This is a genomic window from Muribaculum sp. An289 (assembly GCF_002159555.1).
Lineage (GTDB): Bacteria > Bacteroidota > Bacteroidia > Bacteroidales > UBA932 > Merdivivens > Merdivivens faecigallinarum.
In genome coordinates, this window is the sequence record NZ_NFIV01000002.1 from 133582 (window position 1) to 159640 (window position 26059).

Sequence of the window (26059 nt, forward strand, 5' to 3'; positions counted from 1 at the left end):
GCCATGGATATAGAGACGATGCGGAATATTCCGCTGGAGGACTTTCTTGCCCGGCTCGGGCATGCTCCCATCAGACACAAGGGGGCCGAATTCTGGTACAGGTCGCCGTACAGGAATGAAAAGACGGCATCTTTCAAGGTGGATACCGCAAAACAGCTGTGGTATGACTTCGGAACCGGGAAAGGCGGAGACATATTCACCCTTGCCGGAGAGCTGCTTCGTTCTGACGATTTCATACGTCAGGTAGAATATGTGTCCGAAGTTTCGGGACTGCCGCTTCCGGAGGCACTGAAGCCTGCTGCATGTCCCGTATCCGGTCACGGACGGGATGAGTCGGGATTCAGGGATGTGGAGATACGCCCGCTGCAGTCCGCTGCGCTTCTGGGCTACCTTGAAAGCCGGGGCATCTGCCGTGGTACAGCAGTCAGGACATGCCATGAGGCATGGTACACGGCAGGAGACAAAAAGTATTTCGCAGTGGCGTTCAGGAACCGCAGCGGAGGATACGAACTCCGGAACAGCTTTTTCAAGGGGAGCATCTCCCCGAAGGATGTCTCTCTGGTCCTGTCAGGCTCGCCTGTCTGCAATGTATATGAAGGTTTCATCGACTACCTTTCCGCCAAGGAACTAGGCATAGGCGCCGGAGAGGATCATATAATCCTCAATTCGGTCGCCAATGTCGGCAGGGCAATGCCTCTTTTGGAGAACTATGCCGAAATCCGATGCTGGCTTGACAACGACGATGCCGGCAGCAGGACACTTGAAAGGCTGCGTTCCGTTTACGGTGACGATATCAGAGATATGTCGGCAATGTATTCGGGATACAAGGATATGAATGAGTATCTGACAGATAAAAACAATATTGAGCATGACAGGGATACAGAATGATTACCGCAGACTTCCGGATAATGAGAAGACCGCTGCGGCTTCTCTTGAGGCAGTCACGGCAGATCCGGCCAACCTTCGGCATGTTCCGGTAAGGAACCTTACCTACGAGGTGATAACCGCTGCGCTTGAAGCGGACCCGGAGTCTCTGAAAATTCTCTCCGAACGTGGGCATAAGGAACTTTTGCCGATGATATTCTCGGAGAATCCGGAACTTTTTGGAAGGATGCCTCAGGATGTGCTGACACATGAGGATTACATTGCCGTCGTGCGTGAGTGCGGGTACAATCTGGCCCATGTGCCGTGAGGCATGAGGACACGCGCCATGTGCCGTGAGGCTTTTGCGGCATCCCCTGACCTCGGATATGACCACTGCGACATCATATCCCTGATACCGTATCCTGATGTCTGCATGGAATGCATCAAGGAAGGAATGGACAGAAGGGATGTCATGGAGCTGGCCTCCCTTCTCAGACCGGAGACCATTGACAGGGATATGGCCGAGTTCCTTGTTTCACATGACGGAAGATGTCTTGCGTATGTTCCCGTGCATCTGCAGGACGAGGCCCTTGTGATGAAAGCCGTCTCCGTATCGGGTAATTCCGTGCTTGCGTACAGGACAGTCCTTGACGAACTGAAGACGGAGAAAGCGTATATTGCCGGGCTGTACGCAGGATTCCAGTCATTCCTGCTTGTTCCGAAGGACAGGCGCACTCCTGACATATGCCTTGCTGCGGAGAAGATGTACCCGGACCTGTTCCGCATCAGACCGGATGCCCTGCCTGAGAATGTCAGGAACGGAAGGAACATATTCACATTCAGCCGTATCCTTGAAAAAGCCACCGGCAATAAATATGACTACGAGGCCATAAAGAACGCCTATGAAGGCAGACCTTTGGCAGTCAGCCGCTTCCTTGCCCCAGAAGGGGTGATGAAAGACTGTACCGTCCGATATGACAAGGAAAACGGACGGTTCCAGTACAAGAACGGGATACGGGAATTAAGAAAGCCCAACAACAGAACATTGAAATTAAAGTAATTGACAACCATCAAAGAGAAAAAGAAATGAACAGATTGAATTTTAATATGACATTTTTCAAATATCTGGCTGTCCTGTGTGCAGGGGCAGCATCAGCGGCACTTGCCTCATGTGACAATGAACTGGATGTGCAGCAGTCCTACGAATTTACGGTAGAGACTATGCCTGTACCGAAGGAGCTGGCAAAGGGAGAGACCGCAGAGATCCGCTGCGAACTGAAGCGGTCCGGCGAATTTGCCGATGCTCTCTATACCGTCCGCTATTTCCAGTATGACGGCGAGGGTACGCTCAGTCTTGACAACAGCCTTGTACTGCTCCCGAATGACCGCTACCTGCTCGAAAACGAGAAATTCAGACTATATTATACCTCCGGATGCGAGGAATCTCAGAATTTCGTGGTGGTCGTGGAGGACAACTTCGGACAGTCATGCGAACTGGAATTTGACTTCCAGCATGACAGCGGTGACAATGCTTCCGATGCGGATTTACCAGATGCCCATTATCCTATAGATTCCCTGATTACAGTAAATTAAATAAATTGTTGGGGATGCCATACATAGATTTGTATAGCATCCCCAACAATTAACTTTATAATTAAAATAATTTATCCAGTCCAGGAATTTTTTTTGCTAAGTTGATAGCAATTTCTCCTAGAGCTTTGATTTTAGAGACAAGTTCTGCTTGTTTCAAATTTTTGCAACTTGCATCATCGACAATTGCTGCCAATTGACGATAGATTTCTATGTCTGATGTATTTGCCATCGCCTTTTCTATTTCGGATTGGGTTAGGCCTTTCAGCTGCTCTAATTGTTCAGAGAACTGATTGTCGAATTTTTCATCGGCTTTTGCAAAAGAGTCTGTAAATCTGTTCATTTTGTTATATTATTCGTAATATCTTTAATTTTAGTAATTATCTCGTCTATTTTTTGTTGAGCCTCGTCACTTTTTGTATCAATCGTGTTGCCAACCTTAATTGCCTCATCCATGAAATCTGACAGGTCCAGTAACTTCTCTGTAAAACTGTCATCAAGTCCGTCTAATCCTAATCCAGATATAATGTTACCTTGACTTTCTTTCAGCCTTCGTGTAGATTCAAGGTATGCTGTGAGGGTGGAATTGGCATAAATAACATTTTGATATGATGAATCAATATTCCCCATAATCTCATTTTTCTGCTTTATTATGGGAACTAACAACTCTTCTCTTTTTGATTCGATTTGATTTTTTGCAGCTTCTGTAAATTCCAACATGATACCCACTGCTTCATCCGTAGCTTCTTTAGTATTATTCATGCCGGCATTTACTATAATTCCGTATAAAGATGTGCTGTCTCCAATCTTATATCTGTTGAGTTCATCCTGAAGTACAGTATGTATTATATAGGGAGAATAAGTGTTGTCAATAAACGTATTTATATCGTTCTCTATCCGATTAAATAAAATCTCAATCGCGGCTCTGTGTGATTGATGCAGAACCAGTAAATCTTCTCCAACTGTTTTTGACAATGTTACTGTCTCTTTTGGTATTACCGCGCATGAGGTCAGCAGGAAACTAGCACTTAGATACAAGAGGAAAAGAAACTTTTTCATAATAAAATCAGATTTCATGTCAATTTGTCAGTTTTAGATTAGCTGTTTAACTATTAATTAATATAGTCAAACCGCGTGCCAGTTAATTATATATCGCAGATTAGAACAGCGGTTTCTTTGCTACTTTCTTTGTCCGCCCTCATGCTCACCGAAAGAAAGTAGCGGCGGCAGAATCTGCCACCGCAGTGTCAATACTCATTTAATCTGTCAAATGCAGTATGCCTGTCAAGCCATTCCTTTACATGTTCCATATTGTACTCGCTCGTTATGACTGCCGTATGGCTGTCAGTCTGTGTAAAACGGGTGCTTTCGTAACCGTCTATCCACTCTTTGAGGGTTGCAGCACCCCATGACTGCGTATCGCTGAAAATGCCGTTCAGTTCCGTTATGGATTCCTTGAACTTTACGATTATCGTCTGATAGGTCGTTCTCATTGTCTTTTCCTTTTGATTGTTACTTGTGTTATTTCCTTGACGGGTATGTACTCTGTATGTTCCCATTTTCTGTCTGTTAAAATTCAACAATTATATTATGATGCCTTCTTTGTTCTCATCCGCTTGCGGATAAGGCACATATTGTTGTCCACAAGACTGATGATGCGGTCATGGTATTCCGTGTTCTCGTTGCATACTCCACGGCTCTGCACCACCTTGAATGTCTTAAGTGATACCTCCACCGTCTCTATGCGCTTTCCGTCAATGGTGGCGGAAAGGATGAGGGAGTCTTTCTTTAGGTAATAATTGTTGGACCATACGCAATGGCGCATTGCCGTACCTTCTTCCGCAAATTCAGCCACGCTCTCCAATACCCGTATGTTGAGTGCGCCGTCCGTGATGAGGATGCCGAAGAACCTGCCTTTGAGTTTGCGGTACTCGTCCTCATGCTTCTCCGCTTCCCGTCTGCGCTTCGCCAATTCCTCCCGTTCCCTCTGTCGGTTGCGTTTCCGTACCAGTCTGTCGTGTTCGGCCTTGATGTCGGACGGACAGACATACTTCGGGCTGTTCGTGTCCATGCCGAAGTGGTGGAGCAGGTCTATCATGTCTCTCCACATTGAGCCGTCCTTGATGATATGGCCGTTTCTTATACATATCTTTATTGATGCCCAATACTTTTCCATATCGAACGAGTAGCGCAGGTAGTAGTTCAGCATCTGATATTGTCCTGTCTTCAGCAATGTCTCCGCTTTCGGATTGGAGAGAATAGCCGTAAAAAGGTCATACGGCCGGATGTCGTGGAACTCGTCCCGAAATCCGTTTCTCCTTATTTCGGGAATTATCCTCTGTCTCGGATAGGTACAATATGGAGTTATGTCATACGCACGATGCTTTTTGTTACTGCGTATCTCCATTCCGCTGTACTCCGCCCACAAGTCATAATAGAACAGAGACATTCTGCGCAATCGGGCAACGGTCTCGGTCTTTCCGTCAGGCGCAATCCACCTCTGCACCACTTCGCAAATGGAGTATTGTGCAGGCTGTCTCATCTTGAAAAATGCCTTGACAAAGAAGAACCGTATCACCTGGTATTGTTTGCAGGTGGTGATGATTGAGAAATACTCATTGTAGCCGAATACCCTCTTTCGGGTGTCCAACACCTCTAACTCCATACCGCAATGCGGACATTTGCAGCCGCATATCGTGTCTGCAAGGGTGTGTCCCCCTTTCCACGAATGTCCGCACTCGGTACAATGGATTATACCCTTTGTCGTTCTTCTTCCGAAGTGCTTGAAACAATGGCGGTAGGCGTATGCCTTCTGCGTTTCGGATATTGCAGGCAGTCTTCTGCTCAGTCGTGCGACTTCTTTCTGTATGCTTGTTCTCGGTTTCATAATCAGAAATTGAATAGGTTGGGTTGTACTTGTGTCTCTTGTTTGACGGCAGGTCTCTTGTGGCGTTCCTGCATCCTGCGGAGTTCTGCCTTCTGATACTGCTCCACGGCTCTCTGTCTCGCCTCCGCCTTTTCCTCTTCAGTCAGTTCCACAATGTGGTTTACACTCACTTGGCAGGAAACTGGGTTGCCGACTTCTACATCGTCCTCGTCATAGTAATGGACTGCCATGGAATATATCTCGCCATCGGTAAAGCCGTTGCAACCGCTCCGCTGTACCTCGTTCAGAATGTATGTGATGCAGTCGTCGATGTTCTTCCCCTCCTTGCGGTAGGATTCCGCAAACAGTCTGTCCTCCGCTGCCCTCTGTTGCAGATAGGCCTGTATCGTCATCTTGAAATGTTCCGTTGATTTCATATCCTTGTCTTTTATGTGGTTGTCAAATGGTCTCTTTCAGAATTTCTCTCCAATAGACTGGCTCTACCTCACTGAGCAGGAAGTCTATGAAGTCCCGTCTCGCATCCTTGCACAACTCCTTGTATAGTTCTCGGAATGTGCTGAAATTGCCGTTGATGTAGGTCTCTGCCATGTACCAGAAGATATTGTCCACCTCGTAGTACCTGCATTGCTGCGCTGCCGTTCTTGAATGCCTTTTCGTTGCCATATCCTTTTTTATTTTTTATGCGGATTCGGGAGCTTTGGGTGTTTGTTTCGTCTTTCCCGTATTTCCGTCCTCCGACATTTTTTTATGCGTCTTCCGGTCGCTTCGGTATGTTTATGTTTCAGGTGCTTCAAAAGGCAGGGATTAGGGGATGCAAGGTTTTTTGAAACAAATACTACCCGGAGGCGTGGAGATTTTTTCAAAAACCGCAGGCCCGACCTTGTATGCCCGTTGAAATCCCGGAAATACCTTTGCACCTGAACATAAACCGCACGGAGCGGCAATGAAGGCGGCAGGTGGAGGAGGACGGAGGAAGAGACGGGAATGGGGGGAAACGGCATGGGTGTGCGAACAAAAAAAGGGAGCCTTACAGCATCCCTTCGTCAGAATAGCTCAGATAACTGTCTTCTGTGAGTATTATATGATCCAGAAGCTGTATGTCAAGTGTCTCACAGGCCTTCTTCAGTCTGCTGGTAAGACTGTTGTCTGTTTTGGAGGCCACACTGTTACCGGAAGGATGGTTGTGCGAGAGGATGATGCTTGTCGCATGTGACACCAGTGCCGTCTGGAGGATAATCCGTATATCCACAAGAGCGGCGTTTATGCCGCTTTTGGATACGCAGGATACGCCGAGCAGTTTGCCGGAGTTGTTCAGGAACATCACCCAGCACTCCTCGTGGTGCTGCATGCAGTCCTCGTAAATGTTCCGCAGGATATTATAAGAGTCCTTTGAAGAACGAATCAGTGTTCTTCTGGAAGAGTCAGCGTCCTTGTAGCTGACGGTAATCTGAGGGAAAGAAAGATTATCCATATTGCAAAAAATTAAAGGTGAAACATTTATTTTTTGCTTTCAGGACACCGGGGTCAGAACGGACTTCATGCAAGACTTTTGCGCAGAATACAACCCGAAGTATGAGGAGTGGAGATTGTGCGCAAAACCGCAGGTCCGGCCTTGCAGCTTGTCCGTTTTACCCCGTAACTTTGCAGAAAAGTAAATGTGAATCTTTACGCAAATGACCTATGGACAAATGCAGTTCCCATATTAAAAACGGATATTTTCTCTACATTTGTTTTTTATAAATAGTACGAATAATGGATAACGAAAGAATCATACCATTGGATGCCGAAATAGAGCGGTTCAAACATTGTTTTAAGAATAACAGGCGTAGTATATTATCGGCTCCTTTCGGAGAAGGCAAAAGCTTCTTTCTTAATGAATTTCGGCAGGCAATTTCTGGAGAATATGATATTATAACATTATATCCGACCAATTATCAGGCATGTGAGAACAAAGATATATTTGAGTATATAAAAAGAGACATATTATTGGGCATACTTGCGTTGGATGATTCTATACTTCACTCCTTTACCAAACCAAATCTCCAGATTATAAAAGAAGTCATTTTTAAAAGCAGTGATGACATAATAGACTGTATCCCAGATATTAGAATAGGTATTTTCGGCAATGGGATACAGTTTTCTCCTAAAGATATCGCAAAGACAATAAAAAGTATATTTAACCAGTATAAATCATTCAGAAGGTCGAATAGAAATATATTGAATAAATATCTGGATGAATTTGAGAATGAAAAAGGAACAATCTATGAATTTGATCCTATATCCCGCCTGATTTGCGATTTGGTCAATAGACTAAAAGACAACAAACGAAAGATAGCATTAGTGATAGAAGATCTAGACAGGATAGACCCTGGACATATTTTCCGGATACTGAATATATTTTCTGCCCATTTTTCACAATGGGACGGATATGATGATGGCAAAACCAACAAGTTTGATTTTGACAAGATATTGGTCGTCTGTGACTATGACAACGTCGAAAACATATATCATCACCTCTATGGCGAAAAGACTGATTTTAACGGCTATATCAGTAAATTCTCGTCGGGCAAAGTATTCAGATACTCCTTACGGAGCAAGATGCATGAGTACTTGAAAGACTGCATCTACGAGTATCTAAAAAGTGATGTAATAGCCAATCTCCTCGCCTCTGAAATTATGCAGTTGTCGGAGCAAAAAGGCCGTGCATATATGTATAATTTGCGGAAGATTGTGGAAAGGATTAGGTATTGCGAGAAGATTGTTACAACAGAGAATCTGTATTTTTCATTAAAAGACAGTAATCAGCATCTTCAAATCCCGAAAACATCTCCAATGCTTTTGTTTATTGCAATCTGTAAACAATTTGATATTGATTATGGAGCGTGGATTTTGAAACCGGATATAAATGAAACGAAAAGATTCCCGGACGAGTTATATAAAATGCTTAATTTGTTCATGTTAATGAATCTTTCATCAGAAGTCTATTATGATGGTGAGCATTATTATATACCGACACGGCCTTATATGGAAATGCATTTCGATTACACTGCAATAGAGTTAATTGTTGAAAACAATGAAATAATAGAGATAAGGAATCGTAATGGTGGGTCTGGAATTCAAATAAGTGATTACTCAAAAGTAATAGAATTAATACAGTCATATGATAAGTATGTCAATGATTGAGTTACCCAACCATTATAAAGGGAATGAGCCATAATTGAACCCAAAGAGATTGGCCCGAAAATGAGTGCCGACATGTTTCTTAGAAGCAACTTGTCGATGATATGGAAATAATATAGTTTCATATATCTGAATAAATTCCATGTTATTGTTTGTTATTTCGTATATATTTGCGTTTAAATTAAAAATATTTACAAATGAGTGATTTAAATCGTTTAAAAGTTGTGCTCGTTGAGAAGAAGCGGACGGCCAAATGGCTTGCTGGGGAATTAGGGAAGAATCCGTCTACAGTTAGCAAGTGGTGTACCAATGTGTCCCAGCCAGACCTTTACACGTTAGACAGAATTGCAACTTTACTTGATATCGACAAACGAGAACTTATAACTGGAAAAGATTGAGGGCATGATGGTACAAATCCAAGAATCAGAGTATGAAGCAATTCTGCGACAGGCTGTCGCAGTTATTGACAGAACTAGAGCTATGGTGGCAACAACCGTGTGTTCTGCCATTGGTACAACTCATTGGGAAATAGGGAAATTACTTCACGATAGAAAAGTTGAGAGCAGGCACGGAAGTGGTGTGGTCAATCGTTTGTCTTATGACTTAAAGCAGCGCTATCCGCAGATGGGTGTTTCCCCAAGAAATCTGTGGGATATGAAAAAATTCTATGAACGTTTTTGTAACAGTGGCCCAAAACTGCGACAGGCTGTCGCAGTTTTACCATGGGGACATATACTGACCTTGATGCGGAAGTTTGGAGAAGATGACAATGCTATTTTATACTATGCACAGGAAATCATTTCAAAAGGATGGAATCGTGAACTTCTATCCAGTGCCATCTCTCTAAAAATGCACATAAGAAAGAATGACCTTTCCGATAACAATTTCGAGCAGACTCTGCCCGCTACACAGGCTATGTTTGCCAATGAGGTATTCAGAAGCGGTTATAATCTTGGATTCCTTGGTGTCAAAAACCCAATTTTAGAAACAGAACTTGAAACTCGATTGGTAGAAAAAGTAAAGCAATTCCTTTTGGAATTAGGCAAAGGCTTCACCTACATTGGCAATCAGCATGTACTCGAATACAATGGAAAGCGGAGTAAGGTAGATATGCTTTTCTTTCATCGCGGATTACATTGTCTTGTCGCCATTGACTTGAAGATAGGTGAGTTTAAGCCAGAATATGCAGGTAAGATGAATTACTACCTGTCATTGCTTGACCGCTTGGAGCGGAGGGATGATGAAAACCGTTCTATCGGCATAATTCTGTGTGCCGAGAAAGATCGTGTGGAAGTGGAACTGGCATTGGAAGATATGGGCAAGCCCATTGGTGTGGCGGACTATCAGTTGATTGTTCCGCAGGAAGAACTAAAGAAAGTTGTGGCAGAGGAAGTGGAGGCTTTTGGCAAAGAACTACCCCTTCGTATTGATATAGAGGAGGATTCAAAGCAGAGGTGATGATACAATAATGAAACAATATAACATTCAAAAAGAAGAATAAGATATGCAGGTACAACCATTGAAGGGAAAGGCACTTGTGGTAGGTAATGACCATTACGACCAAGTTAAACCTGATTTAGACAATGCTGTAAATGATGCGAGAAGTATTTATGAAGCATTTCAGGAATTAGGCTTTATGATGATGCCAGAAGCATATGACATAGATACAGATAGATTCGATGAACTTTTCGAGAATTTCAAGTCAGATCTCAGTCATTATGAAGTAGGCATAGTATACTTCTCAGGACATGGTATAGAGATAAATGGAAAGAATTATCTAATCATGCGCAACACCCCGATAGGAGAATGTGCAAAAAGTACAATACGAAATTCCATAGATTTACAAGATTGTATAAAAGAATTGCATGATACCAAATGTAAAATGATAATCGTCATTATCGATGCATGTAGGAATAATCCTTTTGAAGGTAAAGAAAGAGGGTGGGGCTCTGTTAATTTAGCACCACTTTTTGCACCTAAAGGCACATTGATAGCCTATTCCACTTCGCCTGGAGAAAAAGCTGATGATTTTGGAATGGAAGGGCATAGTGTATATACCGGTGCATTACTAAAGCATCTCAAAGAAGAAGGACTTGAGATTGAAACATTCTTTAAAAAAGTACGCTCTACTGTAAATGCGATGACTGCTGGCAAGAAAACAAGTTGGGAGCATACATCGTTAATTGGTTCCTTTTCTTTTAATAGTGGTCAAATGGTACATGTTGATGATGTAGGATATGATAGCATGGTGTTGAAAGATATTCAATATGCCACGACGGACAAGGTTATAGCACTTATTATCAAAAAACTTAAATCATATAACTGGTATGAGCAGAACGATGGTGTTGCGGAATTCAAGAGAATTATTCCCAAAATGTTGGATAAGAATCAATTGTTTATTATAGGAAGGAACTTACTGCAGGCCGCAATAGGAGGTTCGCATGGTGCGCGAGATGTTATAATAGATAGTGGTGTGCTAGAGAAATATAGTAATGAAAGTGAAAATCATCTTCTTAATGGAATCTTATTCGAGATTTATTTTAATAAGGACGGCAGATTTCGCTATAAAAATTTTAAGACGGCTTTTCTCAATGAGCTATTGCAGCATACAAAGATTGAGTCACTGAAAAGTTCATTTGTTTTCATACATAAGTTGTTAAAAAGTTTTTCTCCATTTCTTATTTTTATTCCAAGCCCAGAACCGATAGAGGTTTCTATAAATGTGAGACTGAACAAAGAAGTGGTGAATCCAATATGGGATGACCCGATGGAAATGTCCGTTGTGAAAAGCGTGTCATTTGACGGTTATGACCTATTAGCCGCAGATGATGATAGTAACGTATTTCCATTTACCAAAGAACAGAACATTCGGGAAAAAGAATTAGAAAGTATGTTGTGTGAGGGTTATGGGATACCATCAAAATATCTTAATTTGATATATAATGAGAAACCTATGAATGAAATTATGTGGCTTGATCGTAAATTTAAACGTAATTTTAGGAGCGGAATAGAAGTTCATAACTAGCTACTGCTGAGTTTGTAACTGAATGATAAATATGTGATGAATATTGTAAAAAATATTTCCTATTATGTATCTAAGTAAAATTTATATAAAGAATTTTCGTGGTATTAAGGAACTATTAGTAGAATTTGATAAGAAGCTGAATGTAATTATAGGAGCTAACGGGCAGTTGAAGACATCTTTGTTAGATGCCATCAGATTGTTTTATTCGTGGGGAGAGTCAGACCGAGATATAGAGATAAAAAAAGAGGATTTTCATGTAGAGATTACAGAAAATCCTGATGGTACTAAAACGATAACGACCTCAACGAAAATAGATATATGTTATCAGTTTGAAGGATTATCAGCACAGCAAGAAGGTGCATTTTATCAATATCTGTACAGAAAAGGCGATGGTGCTATGGTTGCCAGGGTTCATCTGAGTTTTGAGATGAAAGAGAAGGGAAGAATATACACCTCATACATAACGGGTAAAGAAGAGAATAGTATTCGTGCTGACTGGAATACGTTTCATTATTTTCATCCATATTATCTCGGCGCATTACGTGACAGTACACGAGACCTGATGAGTTCACGCAACAATCTGTTAGGAAGGGTAATTAAAAGAAAGATTGACAGGGCTGGCTCGGAAGATGAGGTTCGAAATATAGTGGATGACGCAAACGACAAACTTTTGCAGAGACAAGAAGTTAGAGAAACACAAACTGGTATAAACAATAACTTGAACCAGATAAATAGGTCAGAACTGCATAATGTAGAACTGCACATAGAACAGAATAAGATTGAATATATCGTTAATATCATTAAACCTTTCTTGCCATATTCTGCTGCTGAGAAAAAGGGATTTATTCTGACCCAAAATAGCCTTGGATATAACAATTTAATATATATTGCTTCGGTATTAAGTGATATTAAAGATTGTCATACGGAAGATTGTGTGAGTATCTACTCATTATTGATAGAAGAGCCAGAAGCACATCTACACCCACAACTGCAGGTGAATCTGTATAACTTTCTTAAAGATGCAGATACAAGTGAAAATAGCCAGACATTTATCACAACGCATTCTCCGACTTTGACGTCAAGGATACCACTGGAGAATATAATTCTGCTCAAGGATAATGCTGCTTATCATGTCGGTAATTGTTATAAAGAACGACATTTGGAAAAAATTGTCCGGGATGTTGCTGACAATAGAAGAGTATTAGATGAGAAAGAAGTAGCCGCCTATAGAAGAATGATATCTAGATATTTTGATGTTACACGCTCACAGTTGCTATTTTCGTCTGGTTGTCTGTTCATTGAGGGTATCTCTGAGTGTCAATTAGTAGAAACTTTCTCTAAACTGATGAATAAATCGTTGATTGATAATCAAATTGAAATAGTGGATACAGATGGAACAGCTTTCTATCAGTTTATGATGTTGTTTAATTCTTCTGATCCTGCGAAACGTTTGCCTATAAAATCAGCGTTTATTACTGATGAGGACCAGTTTACAGACTCCAAGGATAAAGCATATAACCTGAATGAATTGGTGAAGAATAATTATGAAAAACTGCATATTCTAAGAGATGGAATTAATAATGGCAAAATCAGTGGTCGCGTTAACAATATGATAGCTATGACTAACAACCAATCAGGTATTAGAATATGTTCAGGAAAGAAAACATTGGAATATCAAATATGCAAAGCAAATGTTACTGCTGATAAGGAGGCAACAAAAGAAACTTGGCTTTACGAACTTATTCAGCAAGTGAATTCAGAAGGTATAAACAAAGTGGAGTCCTACATGTCAGGACTTGGAGAAAAAAATATGAACGACGAGGAACAGCAGAATGTTGCCTTGCTGATGTGGAAATGCTTGCCGAGCAAGGCTGAATTTTCTCAAAGACTGAATTCATTTCTATTAGATAAAAAGGAAGAAGGTGGTGACATGAAGTTCATTGTGCCTATGTATATTCAAGACGCAATAAATCATTTAGTATCATGACTCTGGATTATGATATAACTTCTCAACGACAAGCATATCTTGAAGCACGTGGTTATACTATACTAACGGCGTGCCCTGGTAGTGGGAAAACAACGAGTATTGTAAAGAAACTTTTGGCAGTTTCACATTATTGTGAAGAACATTATGGGAAACATACAGGCTTTGCTTGTATGTCATTTACCAATAAGGCCTGTGTTGAGTTAAAGCAGAAATACGGAGAGATGCATAATGAAAGATTGACTTTTCCCAACGAGGTGTTGACAATTGATAGTTTTATTATGCAGTATGTAGTGCTTCCGTTTTGGTATCTATGCGATGCGTGTAAAAAAAGGCCAATCGTTGTGAATGAGGGAGAAATATTAGAACAGATTTATTACAACAATATTCAGATAAACGGTAGATGGCAGCAATGCCCGGTAATGGCACTACGACCTTATGCAAGACTAATGCATAATAAAAAACCATCATTGGTTTCAAGAGATAAGACCGCATTTAAATGGAATCATAATGCAGTAACTAAAGCAAATGAGATTACATATTGTGAAGATGTTTTTACGTATCGTTTAGAAAAAGGCTTTATAACGAGCGGCGATGCGCTGTGGATCGCATGTGATATATTGCAACATTGTCAAGACATAGCCAAGGCGCTTGTAATGCGTTTCCCGTATATCATTGTAGATGAGGCGCAGGACAACTCTGAATTGCATTTTGAATTCTTCAAGCTGTTAAAAAGAGCCGGTTTGCAGAATCTTGAATTTGTTGGTGATATTTGCCAATCCATCTATGGATTCAATAATGCCAGGCCTGAGTTGTTGCAAAGCATGATGGCAGAAGAAGGGTGGAACGTTTTGCCATTGTCTGAATGTAGGCGTTCCAATCAGCGTATAATAGATTTATATAGTAAACTTAAATCAAGCGATGTCCCTGCGATTACTTCGTATGGTATCAAGGATAAAGGAGTGCCCATCATAGTGTATAAGTATGATGATGGGAATGTTAAAGATATTATTTTGGATTTTTATCGCATTTGTGAGGATAATGATTTACTAAGCAAAATCATATTGGCACGTGGGGTAGATAAATGTAAAAAACTAGCTGGTGTTAAAGATGTCGATTTCAAGTACTGGAAAACGGAGCAACAGTTACCTTATTTGATTATAGATGCCGTCTTCGCTTTTGATGCTGGTGACATAGATTATGCTTTCAGGAAAGTAAGGCTTGTATTAGCTGATCTATTAACTAATAATAATCCAGAAGCAAAGCATAAGTTCATACACGAAATTGAATATGATATAGACTGGAATGCAAGGATATTTGGTTTTCTAAAACAAGTGCCCTCATTTTCATTAACTTTCAAAGAATGGTCAGAACAGACCTGTACATTGTTGAAGGAATATTGGTCGCTTGAAGAGAAGCCTGTTTTTGTTCCATATCAAAAGAAAATAGGATATAAAATGAGAGAAATGGCAGATGTACCTGTGGAGCAATATCATCAATCAAATGATAAAGGTAGTCAATACCATAAGAGTATAGATACGATACATGCAGTAAAGGGAGCTACTTTGGATGCAGTGCTGCTGTTTCTATCGTCTGACAGCAGAGGACAAAGTATTTCACTAAATGATTTTCCAAGTACTGAAGTTAGAGTAATGACAGAGAGTCAGCGGATGTTATATGTGGCTTGTTCTAGAGCAAGTCAGTTTTTATCATTAGCAGTGCCGAGATCAATAGCAGATGAACATATTAGAAGAGTTCTGGCAGGGGTGGACATAGATATTCGTGACATCAACCTGCGGAAAAATTAGCCTTTACAAATTAGTTATGTAATGAGCCATAATGTAATGATGCTTACGGATGGGGATATTGAATTATCATTATAATTAGGATATCCAGAATTTTTGTTACATTTGCATTGTCCAAATGTTTTTGTCGCAAGTTGGCGCGAAACAGTGAAATCCATCAGGAGGACTATTAGGAGGACTTAAAGAATTTGTAGTTACAAGATATTGAGGACGAAGTGATTGACTATAAGGTTCATCTTCCGTCCGCACCGCAGATAAAATATTGAAAATCAATATTTTGCGAAAGTTCCGAAAATCTTCGGGGCTTTTTTATGCACTTGCCTTACATTTTCTGCACGCGAGAACCCGCGGCCCCTTCCCGGACCAGCGGATAATTCCGGTCGGAATCTTCCGTGGATTCATTTCTCGCCCGTGACCCGAACAAAATCAACTTTTTCTACCCCATAGCCATTCATTATTCTTGTAAAGAGTTGATAATAAGTAATTTATAAAAACCGCATCTGCGCTTGGGTACTTTTTGAGGTACCCAAAAGCAGGGATAATTTTAATAAAACATTGGTTATCAATATATTATAAAGATCATCGATGGCTATGGTGGAAAAACAGGTGACAAAATCTAATTTTCCCCTCCCCCTCATTCCCTTTCCTGTCATTGTTTAGGCAGATATGTTGTTTCTCGATCCACCGGAAACAGGATAGTGGCGTGCAAGAATAGTGTCAAACCGGGAACAGTTCTTCCAGGATATTCTCTGCCAATGTTGAATCATAAATGCGGATAGCATTATTTTCGTCGGTGTTGTAACCAAGATAGTTGATACTGCCATACCATATCAAGGATTTGTCGATGATTGCAGTATCAATAGCCAGTGAATCATTGACTCTGATACTTGCTCCTGTACTTTTTATCCGTTCTTCCTTCTCCAGATTACTTTTGACAACAGTGATAACTTCCACACCTCGTGCCAACAAGTCTTTCAGTATATCGAGCACAGATGAATGTTTGGAAAACCAAAGTTTTGTCGCGGAAATAACGACCGAACGTTTGGCTTGATACAAATCCTTAAAAAACTTACTTTGGTATGTATGCCCGTTAAAAATCACATTATGTTTTTCATTGAACAACTCCATTGGCTCATTTGATTTTACCTGATAACCGACGGACGAATACCCTTTCAATCTGCGCTTGTACATTACATCGCACATCGGTACACGGATATCGATGTAATCGTAAATCCGGACCTCTTTCTTGCCTTGGTATTCCCGATGCAACCGACCGGCATATTGTGCGATGATGCCTTTCCATGAGACAGGCAATGCCAAAAATAAAGTGTCCAACCGAGGATAGTCGAAGCCTTCACCCACGTATTTTCCCGTAGCAATTATTACGAGTGGTTGAGAGGGTGGGATATTTTGCAGATATTCCATTTTCTGACGTTTTTCCTTTGCCGATTCGGAACCGACAAGAGTAACGACATGTTCGCAATGAGAGGACAAGGCGTTTGCCAAAGTTTCGACATGAGCGGTAAGGCTGGTCAACACAATGGGAGAACGTCCTTCTTGTAAAGCCTCGCACACATCGTCCGTTATAAGCCTGTTCCTGTTTTCGTCTTCAGCCATTTTCTGAACCATCCGGACATAGGTCGACTTTTCATCAGTCAACTCTCTGTAAGAAGTGAAACGGGGAACAAGCAGACGTGCGAACGTCTGGGATGTCATTTGAGTTTTTGCATCTGACGAATAACGGATAGGACCACATTGCATAAAAATGATAGGCTGATGCCCGTCCTTGCGGATTGAGGTGGCAGTAAGTCCATAGACATAGAGGGCATTGGAATACTTCAATATCTGTTCAAAACTTACCGCTGACACATGATGACATTCGTCCACAATCAACATTCCATAATTCCTGACAAAAGGTTTCACTCCGTTGTCCTCCAGACAGGATTGCATCAGGGCTATATCTATTTTTCCATGTAATGAATTTTCTCTGGAGTCCAATGTTCCGAACGGCGAAAAGACCTTTTTACGACTACGTTTCTTGGGTAGGTCGTCTTCCGTAAAGTCTATTTCCAAAAATTCTTCCAAACGTGATTTCCATTGGTCCAACAGCGCTTTGGTATGAACAAGTATCAGCGTGTTTACTTTCGTTCTGCAATCAAACCGATGGCTGTGACCGTCTTGCCAAATGCGGTAGTGGCATTCAACACCCCGTTGTCATGGACTGTCAGGCTGGCTATGGCCGATTTCTGTTCTTCGCGTAGTTTTCCTTTAAACCTTACGGTTATATTCTCTCCGTGATATGTCTTGTCTTCTATGCGGCAAGCGACCTGATTACTTTCCAAAAGGGCAATGACCGCATCCTCACATCCACGAGGCAGGGCAATGTAATCTTCTTCCATATCAGCGCAGGAAATTATACGTGGAATGTTGTAGGTGGACAAACGCATTCCTTGTCTGGCATAAAATTCCGGATTCTTGAATGATGCAATCCGTTTCAGGTGGTTCACGGCTTTTGCTGATAATCCCTGCAAAGGAATGTACAGCATATTGGAGCGTATAAGGACGGGATTGGCAGGAAAATCATTACGAATAATCTTTTGAGGCACGGGTGTCTCCCAGGGGTTCGATTCACTGGTAGTGGATAACTCGCCCAATTCCGTTATTTCAAGCAAATAATTCCATTGGTCTTCGTATGTCATAAAATTTTCGTCCACAAACACGCTGTTCCCCTCCTTGCGGGCTTTGCCTTGCAGTGGCAACGCTACCATATTGCCAAATCCGCCATCGGGCAACCTGTCCTGATTAGGAAAGATGCGGTCGTACGATTTGAAACTCATTCGCCCGTATCTTTCCATAGCTTCTGTCAATATCATATTTCCAAGCCTTCGTGCCTTGGATGCGGGCAATGGTTGTTCAAAGAATACCCAGACGTGGGCTCCATTCCCTGAACGGGAACGTTCGATGGAGCAAGGGATATTCCACTCCTTGCAGATTCCGACATACGCCAATACATCTTTCTTATATCCATGTTCGCAGGATTTGTCATCAAAATCCGCACACAGGAAGTTACAGGTGTTGTCGGCAAGAATGGCGTATGCACCGATTACATCCTGCCCGTCAGGGCTTTTCCCTTCAAGATGCCGATATAAATCCTCATATTCCAACGGTTTGAACGACCTGTTGGGGCATTCCGTACATTTATATCTTTTCTTGTCACATAATAGCCTGTCCCATTCGTTCCGGCATACTGGCTGATAGCCGGATTTCCCGCTTGTCCGGCTGTACCATCTCCGTGCAAACAAATCCTCACGCCCCTTGAACAAATTGCGGAACACATCCACTTTCTCTTCCAAAGACAAATGTCGTTTCATGGTAGGTGGTGTAGAATGAGTGCCTTTGCTGTTTAGCAAAGACTGTAGCCTGTTTACCTCCTTATGAAGATATTCATTCTCAATAAGAAGTTTGTTGTATGCCGCCAGCAGTTCCTGGTATGTGGGCTGTTTTCCCATATCATTTAAAGCAACGGTATCATATATAAGGGCAAATACATAATGCCATCTTCTGTTTTCACATCCTTGTCGTGGAGCACGTAGGGCGTTGACAAATGGGAGCTATACTTGGTTATGCATTTCTTCAGTGAATTCAGCGTGGTGCGTTCTTCATTCAGTTTCAGCCCGATACTCGGCTCCGTGGAATTATAGCAGCAGTTGATGATTTTGGCATCACTCAACCAAAAGAAAGCCTGCGAATAATCACGCATACGGGCTTCGCTCTGCAATGCGGGCAAAACAAACTTCATCGAATATGACCAGGGAACTGGCTTCCTCATCTTTTGTCTGACGTGGAGTGAGTTTTCGTCTGAAGTAAAGTTCCAAATTCATAAAAAGCATATCGAGGTCATCCAGATAAAGGTTGAAAAACTCAATCACCTGTGGATTTACCTTGCTGAAGTCCACTAAAATGTAAGACGAGTATTCCTTACGGGCGAATTCTTCAACTATATAGCTCTTCCCTATGTGTCTGGCTCCTTCTATCAAAAGAGCCGTATCTCCCTTATGGTTCTTCTTCCATTCCAACAATTTATCGTATATTTTTCTTTTCATACTTCACGTATTCAAGATTATTGCGCTTGTAAAAATACACTTTTTCTTGGATTCCAAAGATAAACCCTATTTACAGGCATGGGAGGAATGCGTACAGAATCGATTATGGGGTATTGGTCTATCCGAAATTTTTACGATATTTGCACGCTATGAAAATTCGTATCTGTTAAAATAAGTCAGAAAAATGGAAATAGATATAGTATATCTTTGGGTAAACGGCAATGATCCGCAGTGGAGGGCTAAACGTCGTGCATGCATAGGAGAGTCGGGAAAAAAATCGGATGTCAACTGTGAAGGACGGTATAGGGATAATGATGAGTTGAAATACAGTCTGCGCTCGGTGGAGAAGTATGCACCATGGATACGTAGGATTTTTATAGTTACGGACAACCAGGTGCCTGATTGGCTTGACACATCTAACGAATGCATCAGAATTGTCGATCATACTGAAATAATGCCGGCGGAAAGCCTTCCTTGTTTCAGTTCCACCTTGATCGAGCATTTTATTTGCAGAATCCCCGGATTGTCGGAACATTTTCTTTATGCCAATGACGATACATTTATCAACAAGCCTGTCACCCCGGATACATTTTTCGCTGAGGACGGATTACCTGTGATACGCTTTATCCGCAGCCCGTTTAGGGATTTGTATCTGTCGTTTAGAAAGAAGGTTCTGGGAATACCATTGGGAAACTATATTCAGATTGTACGGAATTCCGCAAAACTGGTGAAAAAAAGATACGGTATTTATTACAATGGAAGAGCTCACCATAATATAGACTCTTATCTTAAAAGTGATTACCGGCATACTGGAGAAATATTCGGACAAGAAATAAAAGGTATGCTGCACAATCATGTCCGCAACGCAAATGATATTCATCGAAGCATTTATGCTTATACGGCCTTGGCGGAAAACCGCGGACATTTGCGCTATGTGACTCAGCGGACTTCTTTCAGGTTCCTGATTTATAATCACCGCCATTATGGAAAACTTAGAAGATACGACCCTGTGTTCTTCTGTATGAATGATTCGGAATGCGCGAGCGACAGCGACAGGCAGAGAGTAACGGCATTTCTGGAGAAACGTTTTCCTGAAAAATCCCGGTTTGAAAAATAACGTTTGCTGGAGGCGGCTTAAAGTTCAAAGCTGGATTTTTCGGGCAGAATGTGCTCAAATGCGTTCTTTATGTTTTCCATCACCTGTTCGTAATTGCGGATATGTATATTGTCGTTAAGGCAGACTAAGGAATAGGATTGGTTGTATATCGCCCGTGCCGCCTGTTTCGGACGGACCATAAGAGGGAACATCTTGGTGTCCTGGTAGGTGTTGTACGGTTCAAAATAGCTTTTGCATATCTGCCATGTGCGGAAAAGTTCCGGGCTGTAATCGCTTGGAGAACGGAATTTGTTGGCTGAGGCCGCAGTCAATTCCTTTTCTGCAACATTCCATACCTCCTCGAAAGTAGTCTTCAGGTAGGGTTGTGCGTTGTGCGGAGTCCTCAGGGTGATGAATTTTCCGTAGGGTTTAAGAATATAGTTCCAGCGGGCCCTTGAACCGTAACTTTTGTCAAACCATTTGTCATGGTCGCGCGCCAAGACCTCTTTCTTGTCGAAGTGGCGGTTGATAATGTTCATGTTGTTTTTGAGTGTCTTGTACCATTGTGACCATGAAAGGTTGTAGAGAAACACAGCAATGTCACGGGGCATTCCGTTTTTGAAGAAACGTTCCGTTCCGATTGTGTTTATGATATGGACATCGTCATTGAAATAGACAAAATGCTCTGCAAGGCCTGGAATCCTGTGCAGATAGTATTCGATTACCACCGAATTGAAAGTCGGCAGGAACTGCTCCGGGATATAATCCTTGTGGTTCACCAGATGAATCTTCGGATTGTTCTCATCGAGCCATTCCGGCTTCTGTCCGCATGTCACGAAATGTATCTTACGCACCCATGGGGTGAACTTTTCCACTCCGCGGAACCAATATCTTAAAAGTCCGTAATCACGGAAACGGGCTTCTGAAACCCCATTTTTCGTGTTGTCCCGGTTTCCGGAATATTTCGCGAAATCTTCCTGCCACTTCGGGTCGTTCATGTCCACCCACGTGATTACAAAATCGATATCCATCCCTATGCTATGTTAAGTGAGTAAGTTCTTGTTCAATGACACAAAGTTAAATTTTTTTTGATTATTCCGTGGAAATTCAGAAAAATTTGTGGTGAGGAAAACAATCGGTGTTATTGACTATCTACACCGTTACAGTGATGGTCGGATTGTCCGTTCGACCTACTTTTCCCTGCATTTCCAGCCAGCCATTCATCTGTGGCGTATGCGGAATGCTGTCGGTTTGCTTACTCCTAAAATATGCTGTACGTCCGAGTTTGTAACACGTCCGTATAATAGGTAATCATCCTGACCATAGACAGCATCGGCTCGGATCCCGTAGCGCATACATACACTACATCCCTCAAAAAAAACATAGAAGACAACCCTCAGACCGTCAAAGTCTATCTCAACGAGAACGCTCAGGGCATATTCGGCAGATACCAGGACAAACTCAAGGACACACAAGGCATCCTCCATCTCATATCACAGCAGAAATACCACGACACTATTAAATAAGTCTTCCGGGCCTTCGCCCGCTACAGCGACATCGATGATGAGATGATAAAGGAAATGTCCGATTTGCTATAAATGACTAACTTTGCAGAAAATACCATACACAATGTTCGACATAAAACAATTTGCCACATATCGGGAAGATAACCGCCTCGAAGCCAAGAAAGCTAAAGGCGGACTTCCGCACAGCCTATGGGAGACCTATTCAGCATTCGCAACACCGACGGCGGCCTCATTCTCATCGGAGCCGACGAAAAGCAGGACGGTACACTCATACCCACTGGGCTCACAGAGGATGAAGTTGGTAAAATGAAAAAGCAGTTCTGGGACATCATCAACAATCGCCAGAAAGTCAGCGACAACATTCTCACCGACAAAGAAGTCTATCCCCAGCAGCTTGACGGCTCGGTCATCCTTGTGGTCAACGTCCCCCGTGCCCATCGCGAGCGCAGACCCGTCTACATCAACGGCAACATCTTCTCCGGCACATACAAGCGCAACAGCTCCGGAGACTACCACTGCACCAAAGAGGAAGTCCGTTCAATGCTGCGCGACCAAGGCTCGCAGACGGTTGATACCAAGATTCTGACTGGGATGAACCTTTCCGTCCTAAACCCGGATAGCATCCTGGCATTCCGAATGAACCACCGGAACACCCAACTCAACCACCCTTGGAGCAACCTCACGGATGAAGAATTCCTCATCAGGATAGGAGCAGCGGCCATCAGTGACACTGATGGCAAGGCCCACCCCACAGGAGCCGGACTTCTCATGTTCGGCAACGAATACGAAATAGTCCGCGAATATCCCAACTATTTCCTTGACTTTCGTGAAATGGTAAATGACATAACCGAATGGACAGATCGTATTTGGTCTACATCAGGAGACTGGAGCGGAAACGTTTTCGATTTCTACCGCCGCATAGTCACCCGCATAGTCCAGGATCTCAAGGTCCCATTCCGTCTTGAGGGACTTTACCGTATCGATGACACGCCCCAGCACAAAGCAGTCCGCTAAGCACTCGCCAACTGCCTCGTCAACGCCGACTACTACGGCAGAGGAGGAGTTGTGGTCGGCAAACACTGTGACCGCATCGTCTTTGAAAACCCCGGTACCATCCGGATTGGAAAAGAAAAGATGCTTGAAGGTGGTCTGTCCGACCCGAGAAACTCCGTCATCATCAAGATGTTCTCAATGCTGCATATAGGAGAGCGTGCCGGAAGTGGTATACACCGCATCATCTCCGCCTGGTCAGCCGCAGGCTACGAAAACCCTATAATCGAAGAACACATCGGTAACATCGAAAGAACCACCTTGACACTCCCTCTCACTCAAGCCTCCAAAGGTACCCAAGAAATCTTCAAAGGTACCCAAGAAACAGCGAAAGATACCCAAGAAAATATCATAAAAGTACCCAAGAAAACCATTAGAAAAAACGGCGCTATTGAACTCGGAAAGACTGCCACAGCCATACTTAATGCCATCATAGTTCAGCCTACGGTAACAAGAGAAATGCTTGCAGAGCAGTTGAAAATATCTGATGCCACCATTAAGAAACACCTAAAAAATTTCAGGGACATGGGGCTGATAGAAAGAGTCGGCCCAAATAAAGGCGGTCACTGGAAAGTAAAGAAATAGTAACTTCTCATACATCTCCTTGACAGTCTTTGCATTGACTTTTCTCTCCACTTTGCCTGCGAGGGATGATGCTGTAAACTCCCTTCTGTTAGCCATAAGTTCAAGTGCAGTCTCCTTGTATTCTGTCTCCTTTTCCTCGCTTTGGTAATTCTAATCATAAGTGGAAAAGTTCCGTCTTTCATCCTTTTTGATTTGTAACAAATCGCTTCTACTGAGGTGCTTAACATCTCATTTCCGGCTTACACATAGTTTACACGGATGCCACAGAAGTGTCTTAAACAGGGGATAGGCTGGCTTGAAAAGGGTAAAAAGAAAAGCAGTTACATTTCTGCAACTGCTTGAAATTCAATTATTTAACTTGTGATCCGGTTGGGATTAATCCGCGTTGCGGCTTTTTCCCGGTCCCTGCGCCACGGGCGATCTTACATGGCGGTACATGATGCGCCGGGCTCTGCCCGTCCTTTTTTGTGCCGTAACTTCCATTCCGTGAGCAAGCTCCCGTCATGTCAGTCCCGGTACAAAAAACGCCTGACCATCCGGTCAGGCGCATCATGTTTTCATGTGATCCGGTTGGGATTCGAACCCAAGACCCACAGCTTAGAAGGCTGTTGCTCTATCCAGCTGAGCTACCGGACCTGCCATTGTAATCAAACGGACTGCAAAGATAATGCTTTTTATTTTAATGGCAATATGCTTCGCTACCGTGTTTCCCTTTTCTTCTGTATAATTTTCGATGCGGCTTCTATGATGAATACCAGGGCGAGACCTGTCAGGGCGAAGGCGATGGCACCGGCGATATGCGGATCGGTCCGGGCATAAAATGTCTCTACCAGTCCGTCCTGCAATGCCTTGTCCATAGGAGTGGCTTCCAGAAGCGCTGCCGCTTCAGGAAATTGCGAGCATACGATGTCGAGCCTGTTGCTCCATGGCCATACCTTTACGAGCGAGCCGATGATGAAGCCGGCAAGGACAAGCAGGGTAGGGCGGTGGTATTTGCTCAGCAGCCAGTGCAGGAACTTGGAAAAAGCGATTATGCCGACAACGGCCCCGAGTGCGAAGGTGATGAGGATGACAAAATCCATTATTTCCCCTTTCCCTGAAACGATATCTGCGATTTTCCCCATCAGATATTCGTATTTCCCCAGAATGAGCAGGATGAAACTGCCTGAAATGCCCGGCAGAATCATCGCGCAGATTGCAATGGCCCCGCTTATGAAGATGAACCACAGCCCGTCCGGAGTCCGGGTAGGGGACAGGGTGCAGATGACAACGCCGAGGATTATGCCGAAGACCAGTTGTATGAAATCCATGAACTTCCATCCTTTCACCCCTTTGAGTATGAAGAATGAGGAGGCGACAATCAGCCCGAAGAAGAAAGCCCAGGTCTGAATGGGATGAAAATTAAGTAGGTACTGCATGAGTTTCGCTAACGAAAGAATGCTTATGAGTATCCCGCCGATAAGTGAAATCAGAAAATTTCCGTTAATCTGTGTCCAGAACTGCCTGAATTTTCCCTTGAACAGGAGCCTGACGGCAGTCATGTTGATTGCATTTATCGAGCCTACGAGCTCTTCGTATATCCCTGTCATGAAAGCGATTGTGCCCCCGGACACTCCGGGTATCACATCGGCCGCCCCCATGCAGATTCCCTTGACCGCCGTCATGAGATAATGCCGTGCATTTTTGTTTCCCATCAGTCTTCGCCTTTGATTTTTGTTATGGAGTCCAACATGAATTCAATCTTTTCGCTTCCGCTTTTGTCCCCCGTTACGAGCATGTCGAACAGGTCGATGCGGCTCTCGTCTATGCCGGCCTTGAACGAGGCATTGCAGCATTTTACCACGAATTCCACCGGATAAGGAAGGGGAGATGCCGTACAAATGAGCAAATCGTACCGTTTGCCTAATATTTCTTTGAGAAAATCGTTTTTAGGAATCCCCGCAAGCCTGATATCGTTCCTGAATAGTACGAGATCGCCCTTGGCTGCATCGCCGTTTTTGTCGCGGCCCCTTCTCGCCTTTAATGAAAAATAGACGGTGTAGGCGGTTATTCCGTAGTCGGAAGCCCATTTCCTGACAAGCGACAGCATGTTTTCATTTTCCGGAGTGGCGGCATCGCCTATCACGATGGCTGAAGACAGCTTTTCAGCCGGCATGTATACCGCCTTGCGGTCCTTGCAGGCAAACAGCAGCTCTTTCTTGCGCCTGATATGTTTGGTTATAAAATTCATGCTCGCTCAAAAGCAGTTTCAAACCACAAATATAGGAAAATTTCTCCTGAATCCGGATGGCCGTAAGCCGGTAAAATAGGTAAAATGACAGGTGAAGCAGCAGGTAATAAAAATAAGCCGGCACAATGTCGCGC

The 26059-nt window shown here is 42.9% G+C and carries 24 protein-coding genes, 1 tRNA gene and 1 pseudogene; 13 read left to right on the forward strand and 13 right to left on the reverse strand.

Annotated features, from left to right (window positions below):
• Positions 1-3 precede the first annotated feature (3 nt).
• From B5F83_RS02150 to B5F83_RS02165, 4 genes are read left to right on the forward strand one after another with little or no spacing between them, the layout of a single operon-like run.
• Positions 4-888, forward strand: coding sequence for a toprim domain-containing protein (locus B5F83_RS02150; RefSeq protein WP_204207302.1), 885 nt, complete (start codon positions 4-6; stop codon positions 886-888).
• A complete protein-coding gene (locus B5F83_RS02155) occupies positions 869-1192 on the forward strand; it encodes a hypothetical protein (protein ID WP_087275475.1) in 324 nt (107 codons plus the stop codon). The genes B5F83_RS02150 and B5F83_RS02155 overlap by 20 nt, the downstream gene beginning before the upstream one ends.
• A gap of 3 nt (positions 1193-1195) precedes the next feature.
• Positions 1196-1924 (forward strand): DUF4116 domain-containing protein, encoded by a 729-nt coding sequence (locus tag B5F83_RS02160; protein WP_143822436.1) that lies wholly within the window; start codon positions 1196-1198, stop codon positions 1922-1924.
• Positions 1925-1971: 47 nt separating this feature from the next.
• Positions 1972-2457, forward strand: coding sequence for a DUF3872 domain-containing protein (locus tag B5F83_RS02165; protein WP_087275479.1), 486 nt, complete (start codon positions 1972-1974; stop codon positions 2455-2457).
• 61 nt (positions 2458-2518) lie between these two features.
• Here the strand turns inward: B5F83_RS02165 and B5F83_RS02170 are convergent, their stop codons facing one another.
• The 7 genes from B5F83_RS02170 to B5F83_RS02200 all read right to left on the reverse strand — a co-directional run bounded on the left by B5F83_RS02170 (position 2519) and on the right by B5F83_RS02200 (position 6812).
• A complete protein-coding gene (locus tag B5F83_RS02170) occupies positions 2519-2797 on the reverse strand; it encodes a hypothetical protein (protein ID WP_087275481.1) in 279 nt (92 codons plus the stop codon).
• Positions 2794-3513 (reverse strand): hypothetical protein, encoded by a 720-nt coding sequence (locus tag B5F83_RS02175; RefSeq protein ID WP_087275483.1) that lies wholly within the window; start codon positions 3511-3513, stop codon positions 2794-2796. The genes B5F83_RS02170 and B5F83_RS02175 overlap by 4 nt, the downstream gene beginning before the upstream one ends.
• A gap of 188 nt (positions 3514-3701) precedes the next feature.
• Positions 3702-3947: a hypothetical protein gene (locus tag B5F83_RS02180; RefSeq protein WP_087275559.1), complete on the reverse strand. Its 246-nt coding sequence runs from the start codon at positions 3945-3947 to the stop codon at positions 3702-3704.
• Positions 3948-4042: 95 nt separating this feature from the next.
• The gene (locus tag B5F83_RS02185) at positions 4043-5341 is read right to left on the reverse strand and encodes a PcfJ domain-containing protein (protein WP_087275485.1); all 1299 of its coding nucleotides are present in this window, start codon (positions 5339-5341) and stop codon (positions 4043-4045) included.
• Positions 5342-5343: 2 nt separating this feature from the next.
• A complete protein-coding gene (locus B5F83_RS02190) occupies positions 5344-5757 on the reverse strand; it encodes a PcfK-like family protein (protein ID WP_087275487.1) in 414 nt (137 codons plus the stop codon).
• A 22-nt stretch (positions 5758-5779) separates the two neighbouring features.
• Positions 5780-6004: a hypothetical protein gene (locus B5F83_RS02195; protein ID WP_087275489.1), complete on the reverse strand. Its 225-nt coding sequence runs from the start codon at positions 6002-6004 to the stop codon at positions 5780-5782.
• Between the two features lie 364 nt (positions 6005-6368).
• Positions 6369-6812, reverse strand: coding sequence for a JAB domain-containing protein (locus tag B5F83_RS02200; RefSeq protein WP_087275493.1), 444 nt, complete (start codon positions 6810-6812; stop codon positions 6369-6371).
• 281 nt (positions 6813-7093) lie between these two features.
• Here B5F83_RS02200 and B5F83_RS02205 point away from each other — a divergent pair, with 281 nt between their 5' ends.
• From B5F83_RS02205 to B5F83_RS02230, 6 genes are all read left to right on the forward strand, one after another.
• Positions 7094-8524, forward strand: a complete 1431-nt coding sequence (locus B5F83_RS02205; protein ID WP_087275495.1) for a P-loop NTPase fold protein — start codon at positions 7094-7096, stop codon at positions 8522-8524.
• Between the two features lie 194 nt (positions 8525-8718).
• Complete coding sequence (locus B5F83_RS02210; protein ID WP_087275497.1) at positions 8719-8919, forward strand: helix-turn-helix transcriptional regulator; 201 nt, start codon at positions 8719-8721, stop codon at positions 8917-8919.
• Positions 8920-8923: 4 nt separating this feature from the next.
• On the forward strand, positions 8924-9979 hold the full coding sequence (locus B5F83_RS02215; protein ID WP_087275498.1) for a PDDEXK nuclease domain-containing protein: 1056 nt from the start codon (positions 8924-8926) through the stop codon (positions 9977-9979).
• Positions 9980-10025: 46 nt separating this feature from the next.
• Positions 10026-11546 carry a caspase family protein gene (locus tag B5F83_RS02220; protein WP_087275500.1) on the forward strand — a complete coding sequence of 507 codons (1521 nt, stop codon included), beginning with the start codon at positions 10026-10028 and terminating at the stop codon, positions 11544-11546.
• 64 nt (positions 11547-11610) lie between these two features.
• Positions 11611-13533, forward strand: a complete 1923-nt coding sequence (locus B5F83_RS02225; protein WP_087275502.1) for an AAA family ATPase — start codon at positions 11611-11613, stop codon at positions 13531-13533.
• Positions 13530-15338 (forward strand): UvrD-helicase domain-containing protein, encoded by a 1809-nt coding sequence (locus B5F83_RS02230; RefSeq protein ID WP_087275504.1) that lies wholly within the window; start codon positions 13530-13532, stop codon positions 15336-15338. Before B5F83_RS02225 ends, B5F83_RS02230 begins: the two co-directional genes overlap by 4 nt.
• Before the next feature lie 714 nt (positions 15339-16052).
• On the opposite strand, the pseudogene B5F83_RS02235 reads toward B5F83_RS02230, so the two are convergent.
• Together B5F83_RS02235 and B5F83_RS10760 are read right to left on the reverse strand one after the other, a co-directional pair.
• Positions 16053-18844, reverse strand: a pseudogene (locus B5F83_RS02235) (DEAD/DEAH box helicase family protein).
• A 243-nt stretch (positions 18845-19087) separates the two neighbouring features.
• Complete coding sequence (locus tag B5F83_RS10760; protein ID WP_239383803.1) at positions 19088-19438, reverse strand: AAA family ATPase; 351 nt, start codon at positions 19436-19438, stop codon at positions 19088-19090.
• Positions 19439-19622: 184 nt separating this feature from the next.
• Here B5F83_RS10760 and B5F83_RS02245 point away from each other — a divergent pair, with 184 nt between their 5' ends.
• Complete coding sequence (locus B5F83_RS02245; protein ID WP_087275261.1) at positions 19623-20555, forward strand: Stealth CR1 domain-containing protein; 933 nt, start codon at positions 19623-19625, stop codon at positions 20553-20555.
• A 17-nt stretch (positions 20556-20572) separates the two neighbouring features.
• Here B5F83_RS02245 and B5F83_RS02250 read toward each other — a convergent pair whose 3' ends face one another.
• Positions 20573-21565, reverse strand: a complete 993-nt coding sequence (locus B5F83_RS02250; protein ID WP_087275259.1) for a stealth family protein — start codon at positions 21563-21565, stop codon at positions 20573-20575.
• A 684-nt stretch (positions 21566-22249) separates the two neighbouring features.
• Here B5F83_RS02250 and B5F83_RS02260 point away from each other — a divergent pair.
• Together B5F83_RS02260 and B5F83_RS02265 are read left to right on the forward strand one after the other, a co-directional pair.
• On the forward strand, positions 22250-23074 hold the full coding sequence (locus tag B5F83_RS02260) for an RNA-binding domain-containing protein (RefSeq protein WP_087275254.1): 825 nt from the start codon (positions 22250-22252) through the stop codon (positions 23072-23074).
• 51 nt (positions 23075-23125) lie between these two features.
• A complete protein-coding gene (locus tag B5F83_RS02265; RefSeq protein ID WP_087275252.1) occupies positions 23126-23695 on the forward strand; it encodes an ATP-binding protein in 570 nt (189 codons plus the stop codon).
• A gap of 562 nt (positions 23696-24257) precedes the next feature.
• Here B5F83_RS02265 and B5F83_RS02270 read toward each other — a convergent pair.
• From B5F83_RS02270 to B5F83_RS02280, 3 genes are all read right to left on the reverse strand, one after another.
• A tRNA-Arg gene (locus B5F83_RS02270) sits at positions 24258-24331 on the reverse strand.
• A gap of 62 nt (positions 24332-24393) precedes the next feature.
• Positions 24394-25389 carry a DUF368 domain-containing protein gene (locus B5F83_RS02275; RefSeq protein WP_239383804.1) on the reverse strand — a complete coding sequence of 332 codons (996 nt, stop codon included), beginning with the start codon at positions 25387-25389 and terminating at the stop codon, positions 24394-24396.
• Positions 25389-25925: a hypothetical protein gene (locus tag B5F83_RS02280; RefSeq protein WP_087275249.1), complete on the reverse strand. Its 537-nt coding sequence runs from the start codon at positions 25923-25925 to the stop codon at positions 25389-25391. The genes B5F83_RS02275 and B5F83_RS02280 overlap by 1 nt, the downstream gene beginning before the upstream one ends.
• Between the last annotated feature and the right edge of the window lie 134 nt (positions 25926-26059).